The sequence below is a fragment of the Halosimplex yunnanense genome (assembly GCF_054504345.1).
On sequence record NZ_JBTJEL010000036.1, the window covers coordinates 287,503 to 304,657 of the forward strand.

Sequence of the window (17,155 nt, forward strand, 5' to 3'; positions counted from 1 at the left end):
CGTGTATTCGGGCGCCGTCGCAGTGCCCGTTCTACAGCTCGACGCGCTGGCCGCTCTCGGCCGCCTCGTACACGGCGTCGATGGCGTGCTGGTCGACCAGTCCGTGTTCGCCGTCGCCGAGGATCGGCGTGTCGGTGAGGACGTGGTCGGCGAAGTACTCCAGCGAGCGCCGCGTCTCCTCGATCTGGTCGAACTCCGTGGTGATCGTCGTCTCGCCGCGCGTGATAGTGAGTTTCCGCTCGCCGCCGAGAAAGGCGTCTTCGAGGAGGAGTTCGCCTTCGGTACCGATCACGCGGAGGTTGCTCGCTTCCTGAGCGTTCTGGCTCGCGGTACAGGAGGCGAGGACGCCGTCGGGGAACTCGACGGTGAACGAGGCGCGCTCGTCGGGCACGTCGTCGAAGGCCTCGTGGCCCGACCACGTCGCTCCGGAGACGGCGACGGGGTCGCTGTCGATCACGAACCGCGTCGTGTTGATCGAGTAGACGCCCAGATCGGTCACCGAAGCGCCCCCGCCGGCCATGTCGGGGTTCAGCCGCCACTGGTCGGGGTCGTCGTTCATCGCAAGCAGCGGCTGGGACATGTTCCCGTGGACGAGCGTCACGTCGCCGATGAACCCGTCGGCGACGAGTTCCCGCATCGCCCGGACCGCGGGCTGGACGTGCATCCGGTACTCGACGCCGAGCGTGATGTCCTGAGCGGCCTCGACGAGTTGTTCGGCGCGTTCGGCGTTGGCCTCAAGTGGCTTCTCGCAGAGGACGTCCTTGCCGAACTCGGCGGCCGACTCGACGTACGGCAGGTGCAGCGCGTTGGGCGTCCCCACGTAGACGGCGTCGTAGGCGTCGGTGGCCGCGCCGTCCTGGAACTCGTCGTAGGTGAGTGCGTGGTCGATCGTCTGGTGGTCGTCGGCCACGTCCTGTGCCTTCTCCGTCGAGGAACTGACGACCGTCGTCGTCTCCAGGTGGTCGAGTTCGTTCGTCGCCGGGATGGCGTGGTCGAGGGTCCACCAGCCGAGCCCGACCATCGCGAACCGGACGGTCCCCTCCTCGGCCTGCGGCCAGTCGCGCGCCGCGAACTCGTCGAAGTACTCGCGCAGATCCATGAGCGTGTGCGCGAACGCGACCGGCATAAGTGATGCGACCGGTCGCGAAATTCACCGCCAGATGCGCTCACGTTCGGTACATTCGGACGATCAGGAGACGCGTTCGGACACCCGGTTCGGTCGTCATTCACCGAACGTCTCCGCGACGGCGTCGCGGTCGATCTTCGACGGTCCGCTCCGGGGGAGTTCGTCGACGACGGCGACCTGTCGCGGGTGTTTGAACCCGGCGAGCCGGCCGTCGAGGAACTCGCGGAGGGCCGCTAGCGTCGGCGCGTCCCGGGTCGCACCTCCGCCGGTCGCATCGCGAGCGATTTCGATCACGGCCTTGCCGACCTGGCCCCACTGCTCGTCCGGGACGGGGACGACGACGGCGTCGGCGACGGCCGGATGGTCGGCGAGGGCGTCCTCGACTTCGACGGGGTAGACGTTCTCGCCGCCGCTGACGAACAGGTGCTTCTTGCGACCCTCGATCGAGACGTAGCCGTCCTCGTCGACGCGAGCGAGGTCGCCAGTCGACACCCACTCGCCGAACGTCTCGGCAGACTCCTCGGGGGCATGCCAGTATCGATCGGCAGCGTGGGGCGAGCGCAGTTGCAGTTCGCCGATCTCGCCGTGGGAGAGTTCCCGGCCGTCGTCATCGACGACGCGGGTGTCGACGTGGGGCGCGGCGATGCCGACGGTGTGGGCCTTCTCGCGCGGCCACCCCTCCGGCATGGCGAAGTTGTTGGGGCCGCACTCCGTGAGTCCGTACCCCTGCGAGAGGTCGACGCCGCGGTTCCACCACGCCTCCATGACGGACTGCCGGCAGGGACCGCCGCCGGACTTGACGAACCGGAGCGAGGAGAGGTCGGTCCGCTCCCAGCGGTCGTGGTCGACCATCGCTCGGAGCACAGCGGGCACGGCGACGAGGACCGTCGCGGACCGGTCATCGACGACGCCGAGGATCTGGCCGGGGTCGAACTCGCGGTCGATCACCACCTGCCCGCCCATGTGGAACAGGGGGACGGTGAGGACGTTCCACCCGCCGGTGTGGAACATCGGGAACACCATCGGCGTCACGTCGTCGTCGCGCAGTCCCCACGCCGTGATCGTGTTCACGGAGTTCCAAACGACCGCCTCGTGAGAGACGACGGTCTCCTTCGGCGTCCCCGTGGACCCGCCGGTGTGCAGGAACAGGTGCGGGTCCCCGGGCGCGACCGTCGGCCCCTCGAACGCGCCGTCGTCGGCCGGGAGCGCCGACGCGTAGGACATCCACGTCGATTCGCCCTCGACCGGCAGCGACAGGATCGGACAGTCCCCCTCCCACTCGCCCGCTGTGGCGGCGTCTTCGATGCGTTCGGCGAACGGCTCCTCGACGACCACCAGCGCGGGGTCGATAGTGGCGAGCAGCTCGGCCAGTTCGGGCGGCGCGAGCCGGTGGGAGAGCGGCGCGAGGACGCCGCCGGTCTTCGCCGTCGCGAAGAAGAGATCGACGTACGCCGGTCTGTTCCGGGACACGACGGCGACCCGGCCACCGGCCCCGTCGCCGTTTCTCCCGCTTTCCCCGCGCTCTCCGCTCTCGGCGCCGTCGAGCGAGACGCCGTGGTCGGCGAGAAATCGGGCGCAGCGGTTCGCTCTCCGGTCGAGTTCGGCATAGGCGTACTCCCGCCCGGTGGCGGCGTCGACGAGCCCGATCCTGTCCGGTGTGAGCGCGGCCCGCTTGCGACTCCACGCGCCGACCCACGCCTGCGGGCGGTCAGGCATCGGCGAGGAACTCCCGGAGTTCGTCGTTCACGCGTTCGGGCTGTTCGATGAACACGAGGTGCGAGCCGCCATCGATCTCGACGAGCCGCGCCCCGGGGATCAGGTCCGCGAGGAGACGGCCGTTCTCGACCGGGAGGACGCGGTCGTCGTCCCCGTGGACGACCAGCGCGGGCAGATCGAGGTCGCCCAGTCGGTCGCTCGCGTCGAAGGCCGCCGCGGCCGCGAGCTGCCACTCGTAGGCACGGTCGGAGGGGTCCGTGTCGAGTCGCCGGTCGACGATGCGGTCGATCACCTCCGGTTCGCGCTCCCAGAAGTCGTCGGTGAACGCCGGTTTCATCCTGTGACGGATGGTCTCGGCGGGACCGTACCCCTCGGGGACCGACTGCATCCGCGCCTGCGTCTCCTCGGGCACCGGGACGGCCTCGTCGCCGCCCGACGTGGTACTGAACAGCGCGAGCGAATCGGCGCAGTCGAATTCGAGCGCGTACTCCTGGGCGATCATCCCGCCGAGACTGGCGCCGACGAGGTGCGTGCCGTCGACGTCCGCGTCGGCGAGCACGGCCCGGAGGTCGCCGGCCATCTCGGCGACGGTGTACGGTCCCTCGGGCTCGTCGGACGCGCCCGTCCCCCGGTTGTCCCAGACGAGCGTCCGGTAGTCGTCCAGTCCCCCCCGCTGGCGGTCCCACATCCACGTCCCGTAGCTCAGCCCCTCGACGAAGGTCACGACGGGCGCGCCCTCGGCCCGCTCAGCTCGTAGGCCAGGCGCACCCCGTCGTTCGTCGCGTAGGCCATGTGACGGGGTTCGGTCCCGGCCGCCTTCAACCTGAACCGCCGTCCACCGCGCGTCGGGATATTCCGAACGACGAATTGGGGTATTTACACGACGAATGTATCCGTAACGCGCGGATAATGTCCGCTAGCTGGACGCTATACCACATTCGTCATAACCGAACTCGTCTTCCGTCGATTCTCCGACCGGGTCGACGCGATAGCGGGCCGCCACACACGCGAGATAACGTCCACACTCGTTCCTGATACATTCCATATTCCGCTAATTTTTTACGAAGGCCCCGTACACGGACTGGTATGGATTTACATGCCAGAGAAGTGAATCAGGACGTCAGGGAGCTGGGTGAACTTCTCGGCGATCTCATCAAGGAGCAGAGTTCCGAAGAGTCGTTCGAGATAGTCGAACGTATCCGCGCGGCGGCCGTCGACTACCGGCGCGGGGACGCCGACGATCGCTCGGCCATCCACGAGACGCTCGACGGCCTGTCCCCGGAGAAGCAGGACGTCGTCGCGCGTGCGTTCACGACGTACTTCGAACTCATCAACCTCGCCGAGGAACGCCAGCGGGTCCGCGAGATCCGCGAGGGCAGCAACGAGGGGACCCTCGAAGACAGCGTGCGCGCCGCCGTTCAGGAACTCGCCGAGCGCGACCTGAGCGCCGAGACGGTCGAGCAGGTGCTGGACGACGTACTCATCCAGCCGACGTTCACCGCACACCCGACCGAGGCGCGGCGAAAGACGGTCAAGGCGAAGCTCCGGACGGTCTCCCAGCAGCTGGAGACGCTCGACGAGGTCCGGCTCACCGCTGACGAGGAGCGCGACGTGAAACGGGACCTGGAGGCCGAGGTGACCAGCCTCTGGCAGACGCCGCAGGTCCGCGACCGCCGGCCGGAGGTGACCGACGAGGCGCTGAACGTCCAGTGGTACCTCGAGAACGTCCTGTTCGTCGTCATCAGCGAGGTCTACGACGCGCTCGAACGCGCGGTCGACGAGGAGTTCGACGGCGAGGTCGACGTGCCGAAGCTCTACGAGTTCCGCTCGTGGGCCGGCAGCGACCGCGACGGCAACCCCTTCGTCACCCCCGAGGTCACCGAGGAGACTCTCGACCGCCAGCAGTCCGTGGCGCTCCCGCTGTACCGCGACCGTCTGAAGGAACTCTCGGGGGTACTCAGTCAGGACGCCCGCCAGATCGACACCGGCGAGCGCTTCGACGAGCGTCTGGAGGCCCACCGCGAGCGCCTGCCCGGCGTCGCGAGCGAGACCGAGGAGCGCTACCCCAACGAGCCCTACCGCCAGAAGCTCAAGCTGATGCGCGAGAGCGTCCTGCGGGTCAACGACGTGCGCTCGGGCGGCTACGAAGACGAGAGCGAGTTCCTCGCCGACATCGAGACGATCGCCGAGAGCCTTCGGGCGAACGGCGCCGAGGTGGTCGCCGAGTCCCACGTCGACCCGCTCGCCCGGACCGTCGACACCTTCGGGTTCAACCTCGCCAGCCTCGACCTGCGCGACCACCGCGAGAACCACACCAACGCCATCGCCGAGGCCGTCGACCGCGAGGGCGTCGACTACGAGGCCATGTCCGAGGACGAGCGGGTCGACTTTCTCACAGAGGCCATCCTGCAGGACCAGCCCGTGGTCGACGTCGAGGACCGCGAGGGATACTCCGACGAGGCCGAGCGCGTGCTCCGCCTGTTCGCCAAGACCGCCGAGTGGCAGCGCGACTACGGCGTCGACGCCATCGACACCTACGCCATTAGCTGGTGCGAGGAGCCGAGTCACGTCCTCGAAGTCCTCTTCCTCGCCGACCAGGCGGGCATCGTCGACCTGCCGGGTTACTGCGGGCTGGACGTCGTCCCGCTGCTGGAGTCGAAGTACGCCCTCGACGGCGCCCGCCGCATCATGGGCACGCTCTTCGAGAACGAGGCCTACCAGCAGGCCCTCGAAGCCCGCGGCGGCGTCCAGGAGATCATGCTCGGGTACTCCGACTCCAACAAGGAGAACGGCTTCCTCGCGGCGAACTGGAGCCTCTTCCGCAACCAGCGCCGCCTCGCAGCCATCACCGACGACTACGACGTGGAGATGCGGCTGTTCCACGGCCGCGGCGGCTCTATCTCCCGCGGCGGCGGCCCGATGAACGACGCGATGCTCGCACTGCCGAACGAGACGGTCTCCGGGCAGATCAAGTTCACCGAGCAGGGCGAGACCATCTCCGAGAAGTACGCGAACCGGGCGATTGCCGAGCGGAACCTCGAACAGATGCTCAACGCCCAGATCCGGGCGCGGCACAACGCGATGGAGCAGCCGGTCGAGGAGGTCCCCGAGGAGTGGACCGAGGCGATGGAGACGGCCGCCGAGGCCGCCCGCGAGGAGTACCTCGACCTGCTTGAGACCGACGGCTTCGTCGACTTTTTCGAGACGGCGACGCCGATCACCGTCATCGAGAACCTCAACCTCGGGTCGCGGCCGGCCTCCCGGTCGGAGGACCGCAGCGTCGACGACCTGCGCGCCATCCCGTGGGTGTTCTCGTGGACGCAGGCCCGCTGTATCGTCCCCGGCTGGTACTCGCTGGCGACGGGGATCGAGGCGTACCTCGACGACGGCGGGGACGTGGAGACCCTGCAGGAGATGTACGACGAGTGGCTGTTCTTCCAGACGACGCTCGATAACGCGGCGCTCGCCCTCGCGCGCTCGGACATGGAGATCGCCGAGCAGTACGCCGACCTCGCGCCTGGGGACCTGCGCGACGACCTCTTCCCGCGCATCCGCGAGGAGTACGAGGACGCCGTCGAGGCGATCACGGAGATCACCGGTCGCGACAGCCTGCTGCGCCGCGAGTGGCTCGAAGAGAACCTCGCGCGGCGCAACCCCTACGTCGACCCGCTGAACCTCCTGCAGGTGCGACTGCTCTCCCAGTCGCATCTCACCGAGGCGGAGACCCGCACGCTCCGCCTGACGGTGCAGGGAATCGCCGCCGGGATGAAAAACACCGGATAGCGCCGGGACGACGCCGCGTGGTAGCCCGGCCCTACCCCCCTCGCGGCACAGCCGCCGGATAGATCGTCGAAACCGGCTTGGTGGATGCGGCCGAACGACAGCGCATGGCACTCGAAACTGTCCTGCTCGCGGTCGGTCCGGAGGCGGACGACCGCATCGAGGCGCTGGCCGACGCGGTCCGGGACGTCGCCGGGCCCGCCGGCGCGACCGTCGTCCTCGGGCACGTGTTCACTCGTGAGGAGTTCGACAACTACACCGACCGGATGGACTTCGACGACGCGGGCGACCCCGACAGCATCGCCCGCCGCCATCGCACGGTCAAAGAACTCCGCGATCTGCTCGACGGTTCGGGCATCGACCTGCAGGTCCGCGGCGCCGTGGGTTCACACGGCGAGACGATCGTCGACCTGGCCGAGGAAGTAGGCGCCGACATGGTGTTCGTCGGCGGGCGCAAGCGACGCCCGACGGGGAAAGCGGTGTTCGGCTCGACTGCCCAGACCGTCCTGCTCGAAGCGCCCTGTCCGGTGACGTTCGTCCGGAGCGGGTGAGCGGGAGGCGGACCGTCTCGCGTTCCTCCGCGAACCGAAGTTTCGCGAGCAGGGACGCGGCCTCACCGTCTGGTTTCGTCGCGGATTCCGGCCCGTACAAGCTTGTCTTCCGCCTTCTGCAGGTGTTCGGTGACGGTACTCAGCCCGCACTCGAGTTCGGCAGCGATTCCCTGCTGTGTCGCCTTCCGCGGTTGCTCGTAATACCCCATGGCGAGAGCCGTTTCGACGACCTCCCGCTGACGGTCCGTGAGTCGAGTCGACCGATCGTCCGCCGGAGACGGGAACCGGCCGATTTCCGTCACTTCGAAATCGATGTCGTCCGATACTTCGTCGAGCATCGCCTGCAACGGCGCCGGCTCACCCACGACGTGGCCCCGTGAACGACCGTCTCGGTAGACGAGCGGCCGCTGAACGATCATGCCTGCACGGGACACTGCGGTGATCGTGGTCTCGAAAAACTCGATCGCGTTCGGCCGAGCCTCGACGAGTGCGTAGGCGGGATCGACGTCGACGTTCGAGAGCACGACGGAATCAATCCCCGGCGTGTCGCGTGCGGCCTCCCCAAATTCGTCGGCGTCGCCGTCGATCTCGTACAGCAGCGTGCTGACGTCCTCTGCCGCCATGTTCCAGTCCACGACTCTCAACTCGGTCACCGGTCCGGACTCGGAGGCGACGGCGTACGCTGGCGGAATCTGGTCAGGATCGAGCGTGGCCGCGATTCGGACGTATTTCATCGCTTCACCATCTCCGATTACCCCCCGTCCCACTTCGGTAGCCAGGCATAAATCCCCCGGCGATCACCCGCGACAGCGACTCCACCTCCCCGACCCTCTCTCGAGGTATGACGGTTTCATGCGCGGACCCGGACATCGTCATCCACGACGCTATCGTCATGACGGTTGACGACGATGTCGGTCTGATCGACCGCGGGACGGTCGTCGTCGACGACGGGCGGCTCACTGAGGTTCGCCCGGCGGAACCAGGCGACGGTGACAGCGACGCCGACGTCGTCGTCGACGGTGCGGGAACGGTGGTCATGCCGGGGCTCGTTAACGCTCACACCCACCTCGAACTAACGCCGCTCATCGGCGGCGTCAGCGACCTCGGATTCCTCGAACTCTGGAGCTACATGTCGGCAATCTACAGCCGCATCGGCGACGGGGACTTCGAGTACCTCATCGAAGCCGGCTACGAACTCGCTGCACTGAATTTTCTCGACGGTGGTGTCACCACGCTCAATTCGATGGACATGCGGCCGAGTTTCGGCGCCGAAACGTTCGGACGGGCCGGTCTCCGTGCGTTCTTCGGCACGCCCCTCTCGGATCTGTTCTGGGACGTTTCGGTCGACAAACAGTTCGAACGCGCCCGGGACTTCGTAGCGGAGTATCACGGGGCCTACGACGGCCGGATACGGGCGACGATCTGTCCGCACGACGACTGGTCGTGTACCCGAACGCTGTGGGAGCGGACCGCTGACTTCGCGGCGGAGTACCCCGACTTGCTCGTCCACACGCACCTGCTCGAATTCGAGGAGAGCAACACCATGGCGCGGGCGAACGGCGCCGGAGACTCGCTCGACCTGCTCGACGACGTCGGTCTGCTCGACGAGCGCCTGGTCGCCGGGCACTTCCGCGTCGCGAGTGACGACGACGTCCGGCGTGCGTCGAACGCTGACGCCACAGTAGCCCACTGTCCGTCGGTGTTTTGCTACTGGAATCCGGACCCCGGAGGGCAGTGGACGCCGGTTCAGAAGCTCCGTTCGGCCGGCGTCGACGTCGGGCTGGGGATCGACGATCACTACTGGCACGACTCGCACGACCTGTTCGGCGAGGCGAGACAGGCACGGCTCGCGGCCAATCTCGAACGGGGCGCGGGGCAGTTCACGTCCGAGGAGCTGGTTCGGATGCTCACGCGCGAGGGGGCCAGAGCGCTCAATGTCGACGACGAGATCGGCAGCCTCGAACCGGGAAAGCGAGCGGACCTGATCGTGGTCGACCTGGATACTCCGAAGTTCGCGCCGGTGAACGACGTCTACGCGCACGTGGTGAACCAGGCCGGCCCCGCTGACGTGGAGACCGTTATCGTGGACGGTGCCGTCCTGATGCGCGACGGTGTGGTCGAGACGATGGATCCTCGAGCGGTGATCGAGCGCGTCGAAACCGCATTGAACCGGTTCGAGGAAGACACCGGCTGGACGTTCGCACCCGGCGGTGTCGAACCCCCGAGCACACTCTCCGTACTCCGGGATGTCCCGAAGCGCGGCCCGCTCGGTATGTTTGCCCGGATCGCGATGCAGGCGGCCAGGGAGAAACTGCGCGTGTGAGTCGCGTGGTCTCCGGCGCGATTCAGAACCGCAGCGGCCGGCCGCGTCGCTCGTCAGTCCAGCGTGGTCACGTCGAACGTGAGTCGGACGTGGCTGCCGCCGTCCTTGTACGTCACCGTCCCACCGGTGACCGAACCCCTGTCGGCGGCCGGGCGAACGATATCTTGTCCTCGGACAGCGTCACGGTACAGCCCGCGAGGGCAGACGCGCCGGCCCCAGCCGCCGAGGAGGAGCGCCCACGGTAGGACTCACTCGACCAGCGCGGCTTCCAGCACTTCCAGCGGGTGGCGGATCTCGTAGCCGGTGCCGTGTTCCATCTGCATCGCGCAGGTCGGACACTCGGTCATCCCTGTCTCGCCCTCCGCGCCCTCCATGTGTTCGAACATCTCCTCGCCGATAGCCATCGACGTGTCGTACTTCTCTTCCTTCCAGCCGTAGGTACCGGAGATCCCCGAACAGGAGTCGCCGACGTCCTCGACGTCCACGCCGTCCAGTTCGCGGAACAGCTCGACGGCCTGCCGGTCGAGGCCCTGATTGCGGGCGTGACACGGCGCGTGGTAGGCGAACTCCGCGGCGAGTTCGCCGGCCACGTCCGCCTCGGCGACCGCGCCGGACAGATCCTCGTGGATGCGCAGGTACTCGACGGCCTCGTAGGTGTGAGCGGCCACGTCGGCGGTCCCCTCGAAGTCGAACAGCTCGGGGTACTCCTGCCGGAGCGACATCGAACACGACGTGCACGAGCAGATGGCGTCGTAGCCCTGGTCGACGAGATCCGAGAGGGAGGAGACGTTGACCTCCGCGTCGCGGCGGGCGTCGTCGAGCATCCCGTTGGCGAACATCGGCGTCCCCGAACACCCCTGCTCGGGGACCACGATCTCGTAGCCGAAGTGCTCGAACAGGCGAATCATCGCCTTGCCGACCTCCGGGGTGTTGTAGTTGGCGTAGCAGCCGTGGAAGTACGCGACCTTCTTGTCCGCGGTCGGGTCCTCGCCGCGGCGTTCGCGGTGCTTTCGAGCGCGTTCGCGGGACCCCGCCGCCGCTCCCTCGGTGGCCCACCACTCGCGGAACGTCTCTTTCGCGAACGCGGGGAACTCGCGCTCGCTGGTGATGCCCATCGTCTTCTCCATGACCCAGCGGGCCGGCCCGAAGTTCATCGCGAAGTTGGCGAGGCGGGGGACCTTGCTCGCGAAAAAGGCCGAGGTGCGGTAGTTCGCGAGGATGCGGTTGCGCCAGTACTCCACCGAGAATTTGTCCATCTGTTCGTCGACGTAGCGCCCGCGCGTCGTGTTGTGCATCTGGCTGAGCGGGACGCCCGACGGGCAGGCGTCGTCGCAGCGCATGCAGTTCGAGCAGGACATGACCGACTCGTCGACCTCGAAGTCCTCGTCGGTCTGGGTGAGCCGCCACTGCTCGGGGCCCTGGAACTTCGGCCCGGGGAAGTCGTCGTCGACCTCCGCGACCGGACAACTGGTGTCGCAGGAGGAGCACTTGTAACAGGAGTCGGCGCCGGGCCGCAGGTCGAACTCCTCGGCCTCGCCGAAGACGTCGACCGCCTCCTCGTTCGGTTCCGCCGGTTCGAACTCGCTGGTCTGGTCCGCATCGCCCGTGGTGTGGTGTGTATCGCTCATCGTGTCCGTATCGGTCGTCCTGTCCGCGTCGCTCATCGCACCGCCTCCGCGGCCGCGGTTCCCGCGGCGTGTCCCGTCGCGATCGAGACGCCGCTGCCGGACTTCTCCGCGGCGAAGTCGTACCCGCCCAGCACCGAGCCCGCGGCGCGCAGGTTCTCGAACTCGGCCGCGCCGTCCGCGTCGACCGGCCGGAGGTCGCCGTCAGTCCCGACGCCGAAGCGGGGGAACGGGTGGTCGCCGAACGCGTCCCCGTCGAACCACTCGTAGCGGTCCTCGGCGTGGGGGACGTGACAGCCGAAGATCGGCTCCTCGACGCCGTCGCGGTCCGAGCCGATGCCCTTCCCGACGAGCCCGCCCGTCGCGAGGACGAACTCGTCGGCGGCGAAGGGGATCCGCGCGCCGTTGCGCTCGACGACGACCTCCTCGATCCGCCCCTCGCCGTCGTAGTCGACGACGGGGTTGCCGGTCTCCATGCTGACCCCGGCCGCGTCGAGCGCCGCGTAGAGGTCGTCTTCCAGCCGGAGGCCCGGCAGCGAGGGCGGCCCCATCGGCACCTCGAAGACCGGAACGCCGAGCGCGGCTTCGAGCGATTCGCGGACGGCCCCGGGCGTGTCGTCGCCCAGCACCGCCGGAAAGCCGACGCGCTCGGCACCGTCGAGGTGACGGTCGACGGTGTCGGCCAGCGCGGCGCGGGCGCGCCGGGTGCGTTCGCCCACGTCGCCGTCGCCATCGAGCAGTTTCGCGTAGCGGGTCACCTTCGCGTCGGGGTTCAACTCGCCGGGGAACTGGACGGTGACGCCGCGCACGTCGTATGGGACGCCGGCGTTGCGCAGGTGCGCGGCCGCGTGCGGCGCGTCGAAGTCGACGAGCGTCTCGAAGCCGACCAGCAGCGCATCGCGGTCGTCGCTGGCGAGGCCGGCGGCGGCGCCCGCGGGGTATCGGGCGGTCGGCTTGACGGTGCCACCGTGGGTCGCCAGCAGGGCGTTGCGGTCGGTGTGGGCGCCGCGGTAGCGGTCGGTCACCTCGTCGAACAGGGCCATCGCCTCGCGGACGCCGTCCGCGCCGACGGTGCGGTATGGGTGTTCGTCGGGGAGCGCCGGGATGGCCTCGTACGGGTCGGCGACGGGCTCGTCTTCCCCGGGAACGTACCCCAGCAGGTCGACGAGGCCGGATGCCTGTGCGAACGTGCTCTGCTTGTACGAGAGGAGGCGGACGTCGGCGCCCTCGCGGGCGGCCGCGAGCGCGGAGAAGACCCCCGCCATGCCGCCGCCCACGACGGCGACCTCCGACTCAATCGCCATCGCGCCCTCCGTCGGCGGCCACGCCGGAGTCGCCCCCGCCGCCGTACCCTTCGTCGGTCGTCCGGCCGTCGTCGAACGCGTCGAAGTCGACGGGCTCCTCGCGGTCGGCCGGGTCGCGGTCGCGGTTCTGCGTGGTCGCCTGCAGCGCGTAGTTGAGCATCGCCTGCGAGAGCTGTTCGCCCCAGAGGGCGTGGCGCTGGCCCTTCCAGCGCTCCTGCAGGAGTTCGTCCCACGCCTCGCGGACGGTGGGTTCGTCGTAGCTGTCTTCCAGTTCGCCAGCGAGGCGGTGGACGCAGAAGCCGCCCTGGCAGTTGCCCATCGAGGCGCGGGTCCTGATACGGACGGCGTTGAGGTCCGACCCGGACTTGTCGATCGCGTCCTGTACCTCCGCGCGCGTGACCGCCTCGCAGCCGCAGATCGTCGGGTTCGGGCCGTCGGTGTCGAGGACTTCCTCGGCTCGGGAGCCGAGGCGCTCGACGCTCCGGCGGCCGACCGGCGACGTGAGGCCGAACTCGTCCATGTAGTCCCGCAGCACCGAGAAGTCCTCGCTGCCGGGCAGCGGGACGACGTCGGTGCGGGAGACGGCGTCCACGCCGAACAGGCCGCAGACGTGATCGGCGATGTCCTCGGCCATCATCCGGTAAGTCGTGAACTTGCCGCCGACGATGCTGGTCATCCCCGGCAGGTCGTCGCGCACCTCGTGGTCGAGCAGGAAGAAATCGCGCGTGATGTCCGTCGGGTCCTCGCTGCCCACGTCCGGGGGTTCGTACAGCGGGCGGACGCCCCAGAACGAGCGGATGGTGCGGGCGTCTTCGAGCATGGGGATCAGCTCCGAGAGCGTCTCGATCATCAGGTCGACCTCCCACTGCTCCTCGGGGTAGTCCTCGGGGTCCTCGACCTCCTCGTCGGTCGTCCCGAGGATCGCCGTCGTCTCGTGGGGGACCACGATGTCGGCGTCACCCTTCGGTCGACAGCGGTTGATCACGGTGTCGACTTGCCGGACGTTCATGATCGTCATCACGCCCTTCGAGGGGCGGACCTCGATGTCCAGCCCGGCCATGTCGCCGATGCGGCCGGCCCACGCGCCGGTGGCGTTGACGACGTGGTCGGCGTAGATCTCCTCGCGGCCGCCCTCGGTGCCGTGGACGCGGACGCCGGGGCCTGAGTCGTGTTCGACTTCGAGGCCGACGATCTCGCCGTCCTCGACGAGCAGGTCGGTCACTCTCGAGTGGGTCTCGATGCGCGCCCCGTGGTTCATCGCGCTGGCGGCGTTGGCGACGACCAGCCGGAACGGGTCGACGGCGCCGTCCGGGACGGTGATCGCCTTCTCGACGTCCGCCGCGAGGTGGGGTTCCCGGGCGCGGGCTTCCCGCCCGGAGATCACCTCGGCGGGGATGCCGCAGGCCTCGCAGCCCGCGAGTTTCTCCTGGAAGTACTCCTCGGAGTCCTCGGGGCGCTTGACGAACATGCCGCCGGTCAGCTCGACGCAGTGGCTCGCGACGTCCCGGAGGACCCGGTTTTCCTCGATGCACTCGGTCGCGCTGGCCTGATCGGAGACCGCGTAGCGGCCCCCGCTGTGGAGCAGGCCGTGCATTCGACCGGTCGTCCCGTGGGTGAGGTTGCCCTGCTCGACGAGGGTCACGTCGAACCCGCGCATCGCGAGGTCGCGCGCGACGCCCGCGCCCGTCGAACCGCCCCCGATCACCGCGACGTGGGGTGTCGATGCCATCTGTTCCCATGGTTTGCGGGCCACCCACTTTACTTCACCGACGCCCGCACACCCATGATAAATACAATGTTTGTCCATGTAGTACACCGGTACCGGATCGGATACTCGCCGATGAGCAGGCCGACCCGTAACCGCGGCCTATCCGCTGTATTTCCGACCTTTCGGCGACGGAATTCGCGTATCCGTGTCGAACAGCACTGGATTACTCACGGGTAGTTTACCGGAACCGCCCCAACCATCGATAACATTTATAATGATTCACTATATTGTTTACGTTCAAGGCGGAAGTTAGGGTAAACTTCCAGCCACACAGATCAACGATGACAGAGACCTACATCGGCGCGATCGACCAGGGAACGACCGGGACCCGCTTCATGGTGTTCGACCACGACGGGCAGGTCGTCGCCAACGCCTACGAACAGCACGAACAGATCTACCCGGAGCCGGGGTGGGTGGAACACGACCCCGTCGAGATCTGGGAGAATACGAAGGAAGTCGTCACGCGCGCACTCTCCGAGGGCGGGCTCGACGCGACGCAGCTCGAAGCGCTCGGCATCACGAACCAGCGCGAGACGACGCTGGTCTGGGACCGTGAGACGGGCAAACCCATCCACAACGCGCTGGTCTGGCAGGACCGCCGGACCACCGACCGCGTCGAGGAGCTCGAACGCGAGGACAAGGTCGGGTGGATCCGCGAGAAGACGGGGCTGGAGGCCGACGCCTACTTCTCGGCCACCAAGACCGAGTGGATCCTCGACAACGCCGAACCGCTGAAGCTGTCGAGTTCCCGGTCGGAGAACCTCCGCGACCGGGCCCGCAACGGTGAACTCCTGATGGGGACGGTCGACACGTGGCTGATCTACAACCTGACCGGCGAGCACATCACCGACGTCACCAACGCCTCGCGGACGATGCTCTACGACATCGAGGGCATGAACTGGGACCCCGAACTCCTCGAGGAGTTCGACGTGCCCGAGGCGATGCTCCCGGAAGTCCGCCCGTCCTCGGACGAGCGGACCTACGGGACGACCGACCCCGACGGGTTCCTCGGCGCCGAAGTCCCGGTCGCGGGCGCGCTCGGCGACCAGCAGGCCGCGCTGTTCGGCCAGACCTGCTTCGACGAGGGCGACGCCAAGAACACCTACGGCACCGGCTCGTTCTACCTCATGAACACCGGCGAGGAGGCCGTCGACTCCGAGCACGGCCTGCTGACGACTATCGGCTTCCAGCTCTCCGGCGAGCCCGTCCAGTACGCGCTGGAGGGGTCGATCTTCATCACCGGGGCGGCCATCGAGTGGCTCGAAGACGTCGACCTGATCAACAACGCCGCCCAGACCGCGGAACTGGCCCGCTCGGTCGACTCGACCGACGGCGTGTACATGGTCCCGGCGTTCACCGGCCTCGGCGCCCCCCACTGGGACGGCCGCGCACGCGGGACGATCGTGGGGATGACCCGCGGCACTCGCAAGGAGCACATCGTCCGGGCCACCCTGGAGTCGATCGCCTACCAGACCCGCGACGTGGCAGAGGCGATGGAGGCCGACTCCGGCATCGAGACGACGAACCTCCGCGTCGACGGCGGCGCCGTCAAGAACAACTTCCTCTGTCAGCTCCAGGCCGACATCATCCAGACGGAGATCGTCCGCCCGCAGGTCGACGAGACCACGGCGCTCGGGTCGGCCTACGCGGCCGGCCTCGCCGTCGGCTACTGGGACACCGTCGACGAACTCCGCTCGAACTGGCAGGTCGACCGGGAGTTCGAACCCGAGATGGACGCTTCCGAGGCCGACAGGATGTACGGCCGGTGGGACGACGCCGTCGAGCGCTCGCTCGACTGGGCGCGGGAGGAGTGAGATGATCGAGCCAGTCCTTCAGGTCCCGATCATCGAGATGGAGGTCGAGCAGTTCCTCCTCTTGCTGATCGCGGCCACGGCCGGCGGTGCGTTCGGCGCCGCCCTCGGCGCGCTCCCGTCGTTCGTCTTCACCGGCTTCGTCGTCTTCCTCGGCGAGGGCATCAAGATCCTCCAGCGCGAGATCGGGGGAGCGATCCCTGGCATCGAACAGGGGGAACTCGCCGCGGGCGTCACCGGTGCCATCGGGTTCGGCGCGGTCACCGGTCCGCACATCGCCTTCGCCGGTGGCGTGGCCGCGACGGCCTACGCCGGCAAGAAGTACCCGGAGATGGAGCCCGAGGGCTGGGACTACCACTTCGGGAAGAACATCCTCTACGCCTTCGGCACGAAACCCGACATCCTCGCGGTCGGCGCCGTCTTCGGCGTCCTCGGGATGCTCATCAACCAGTTCGGCGCGGCCGTCCTCGCGGTCGGGGGAACCAACCTCACCGACACCATCGCGCTGTCGGTCGTCGCGACCGCCTTCATCGCCCGCGCCGTCTTCGGCTACCCGATCGTGGGGCGATCGGCGGGCGGCAGCCTGCTCGACATGTCTCCCTTCGAGCGCGAGGAGCCGCGGATGGCCGCGGACGGAGGCGAAGTGCCCGAGGAACACCAGGGTCGGCTCGCGACCGAACCGTGGCTGCCCCACCAGTACAAGTGGAGCGGCGTCACGGTCATCGGCCTCGTCGGCGGGATCCTCGGCGGCTACATCTGGATCCAGACCGGGAGCGTCTTCCTCGGCTACGCCATCTCCGCGATGAGCCTGCTGTTCCTCAACCTCGGCGTCGAGAAGATCCCGGTGACCCACCACATCACGCTCGTCGGCGCCGTCGGCGCGGTCGTCGTCGACCCCGTCGCCGGGAGCGTCGTCGCGCTACTCGCGGCCGGCGTCTTCGGCGCCGTCAGCGGCCTCCTCGGGGAGCTCACCCAGCGGCTGTTCTACGCCCACTCGGGGACGCACGTCGACCCGCCGGCGATGGCGATCGCAGTCGCCATGTTCATCGTGGGTATCCTGGCGATCCTCGGCGTCCTGCCGAACGCGGGGTACATCTAATCGCCCCCCGACTCGCGGGCGTCGGCCCCGCTTCCCCGACGAATCACCGTAG

General features: G+C 68.2%; 12 protein-coding genes. 5 read left to right on the top strand and 7 right to left on the bottom strand.

Translation table 11 applies throughout. The annotated features are described in order from the left end of the window. Positions 1-31: 31 nt before the first annotated feature. From gfo6 to AB2U09_RS17645, 3 genes are all read right to left on the bottom strand, one after another. On the bottom strand, positions 32-1,099 hold the full coding sequence (gene gfo6, locus AB2U09_RS17635) for a D-xylose 1-dehydrogenase Gfo6 (protein WP_459194042.1): 1,068 nt from the start codon (positions 1,097-1,099) through the stop codon (positions 32-34). 123 nt (positions 1,100-1,222) lie between these two features. Then, complete coding sequence (locus AB2U09_RS17640) at positions 1,223-2,842, bottom strand: AMP-binding protein (RefSeq protein WP_459194043.1); 1,620 nt, start codon at positions 2,840-2,842, stop codon at positions 1,223-1,225. Then, positions 2,835-3,566 carry an alpha/beta fold hydrolase gene (locus AB2U09_RS17645; RefSeq protein WP_459194044.1) on the bottom strand — a complete coding sequence of 244 codons (732 nt, stop codon included), beginning with the start codon at positions 3,564-3,566 and terminating at the stop codon, positions 2,835-2,837. The genes AB2U09_RS17640 and AB2U09_RS17645 overlap by 8 nt, the downstream gene beginning before the upstream one ends. Positions 3,567-3,928: 362 nt before the next feature. Between AB2U09_RS17645 and ppc the strand changes: the two genes are divergently transcribed. Continuing rightward, positions 3,929-6,625 carry a phosphoenolpyruvate carboxylase gene (gene ppc, locus AB2U09_RS17650; RefSeq protein WP_459194045.1) on the top strand — a complete coding sequence of 899 codons (2,697 nt, stop codon included), beginning with the start codon at positions 3,929-3,931 and terminating at the stop codon, positions 6,623-6,625. 104 nt (positions 6,626-6,729) lie between these two features. Next, entirely contained in the window at positions 6,730-7,173 is a 444-nt protein-coding gene (locus AB2U09_RS17655) for a universal stress protein (protein WP_459194046.1), read from the top strand. A 62-nt stretch (positions 7,174-7,235) separates the two neighbouring features. Here the strand turns inward: AB2U09_RS17655 and AB2U09_RS17660 are convergent, their stop codons facing one another. Then, positions 7,236-7,907 carry a helix-turn-helix domain-containing protein gene (locus tag AB2U09_RS17660; RefSeq protein WP_459194047.1) on the bottom strand — a complete coding sequence of 224 codons (672 nt, stop codon included), beginning with the start codon at positions 7,905-7,907 and terminating at the stop codon, positions 7,236-7,238. Positions 7,908-8,014: 107 nt separating this feature from the next. On the opposite strand from AB2U09_RS17660, the gene AB2U09_RS17665 reads away from it, so the two are divergent. Continuing rightward, positions 8,015-9,496, top strand: coding sequence for an amidohydrolase family protein (locus AB2U09_RS17665; RefSeq protein ID WP_459194048.1), 1,482 nt, complete (start codon positions 8,015-8,017; stop codon positions 9,494-9,496). Positions 9,497-9,744: 248 nt separating this feature from the next. Here AB2U09_RS17665 and AB2U09_RS17670 read toward each other — a convergent pair whose 3' ends face one another. The 3 genes from AB2U09_RS17670 to glpA are packed head-to-tail and all read right to left on the bottom strand — an operon-like array spanning position 9,745 to position 14,154. Further along, positions 9,745-11,124, bottom strand: coding sequence for an anaerobic glycerol-3-phosphate dehydrogenase subunit C (locus AB2U09_RS17670; protein WP_459194278.1), 1,380 nt, complete (start codon positions 11,122-11,124; stop codon positions 9,745-9,747). A gap of 32 nt (positions 11,125-11,156) precedes the next feature. Continuing rightward, on the bottom strand, positions 11,157-12,425 hold the full coding sequence (gene glpB, locus AB2U09_RS17675) for a glycerol-3-phosphate dehydrogenase subunit GlpB (protein WP_459194049.1): 1,269 nt from the start codon (positions 12,423-12,425) through the stop codon (positions 11,157-11,159). Then, positions 12,415-14,154: an anaerobic glycerol-3-phosphate dehydrogenase subunit GlpA gene (glpA, locus tag AB2U09_RS17680; RefSeq protein WP_459194050.1), complete on the bottom strand. Its 1,740-nt coding sequence runs from the start codon at positions 14,152-14,154 to the stop codon at positions 12,415-12,417. The genes glpB and glpA overlap by 11 nt, the downstream gene beginning before the upstream one ends. Positions 14,155-14,474: 320 nt before the next feature. On the opposite strand from glpA, the gene glpK reads away from it, so the two are divergent. Both glpK and AB2U09_RS17690 read left to right on the top strand, forming a co-directional pair. Beyond that, entirely contained in the window at positions 14,475-16,007 is a 1,533-nt protein-coding gene (gene glpK, locus AB2U09_RS17685) for a glycerol kinase GlpK (RefSeq protein ID WP_459194051.1), read from the top strand. A gap of 1 nt (position 16,008) precedes the next feature. Continuing rightward, entirely contained in the window at positions 16,009-17,103 is a 1,095-nt protein-coding gene (locus AB2U09_RS17690; protein WP_459194052.1) for a DUF7973 family transport facilitator, read from the top strand. The last annotated feature ends 52 nt before the right edge of the window (positions 17,104-17,155 follow it).

What these genes read in the sequence shown, in the direction of transcription:
- AB2U09_RS17655 (WP_459194046.1), top strand. Translation starts at nt 6,730, where the DNA reads ATGGCACTCGAAACTGTCCTGCTCGCGGTCGGTCCGGAGGCGGACGAC.
- gfo6 (WP_459194042.1), bottom strand. Translation starts at nt 1,099, where the DNA reads ATGGATCTGCGCGAGTACTTCGACGAGTTCGCGGCGCGCGACTGGCCG.
- glpB (WP_459194049.1), bottom strand. Translation starts at nt 12,425, where the DNA reads ATGGCGATTGAGTCGGAGGTCGCCGTCGTGGGCGGCGGCATGGCGGGG.
- glpK (WP_459194051.1), top strand. Translation starts at nt 14,475, where the DNA reads ATGACAGAGACCTACATCGGCGCGATCGACCAGGGAACGACCGGGACC.
- ppc (WP_459194045.1), top strand. Translation starts at nt 3,929, where the DNA reads ATGGATTTACATGCCAGAGAAGTGAATCAGGACGTCAGGGAGCTGGGT.
- AB2U09_RS17660 (WP_459194047.1), bottom strand. Translation starts at nt 7,907, where the DNA reads ATGAAATACGTCCGAATCGCGGCCACGCTCGATCCTGACCAGATTCCG.
- glpA (WP_459194050.1), bottom strand. Translation starts at nt 14,154, where the DNA reads ATGGCATCGACACCCCACGTCGCGGTGATCGGGGGCGGTTCGACGGGC.
- AB2U09_RS17690 (WP_459194052.1), top strand. Translation starts at nt 16,009, where the DNA reads ATGATCGAGCCAGTCCTTCAGGTCCCGATCATCGAGATGGAGGTCGAG.
- AB2U09_RS17670 (WP_459194278.1), bottom strand. Translation starts at nt 11,124, where the DNA reads ATGAGCGATACACACCACACCACGGGCGATGCGGACCAGACCAGCGAG.
- AB2U09_RS17640 (WP_459194043.1), bottom strand. Translation starts at nt 2,842, where the DNA reads ATGCCTGACCGCCCGCAGGCGTGGGTCGGCGCGTGGAGTCGCAAGCGG.
- AB2U09_RS17665 (WP_459194048.1), top strand. Translation starts at nt 8,015, where the DNA reads ATGACGGTTTCATGCGCGGACCCGGACATCGTCATCCACGACGCTATC.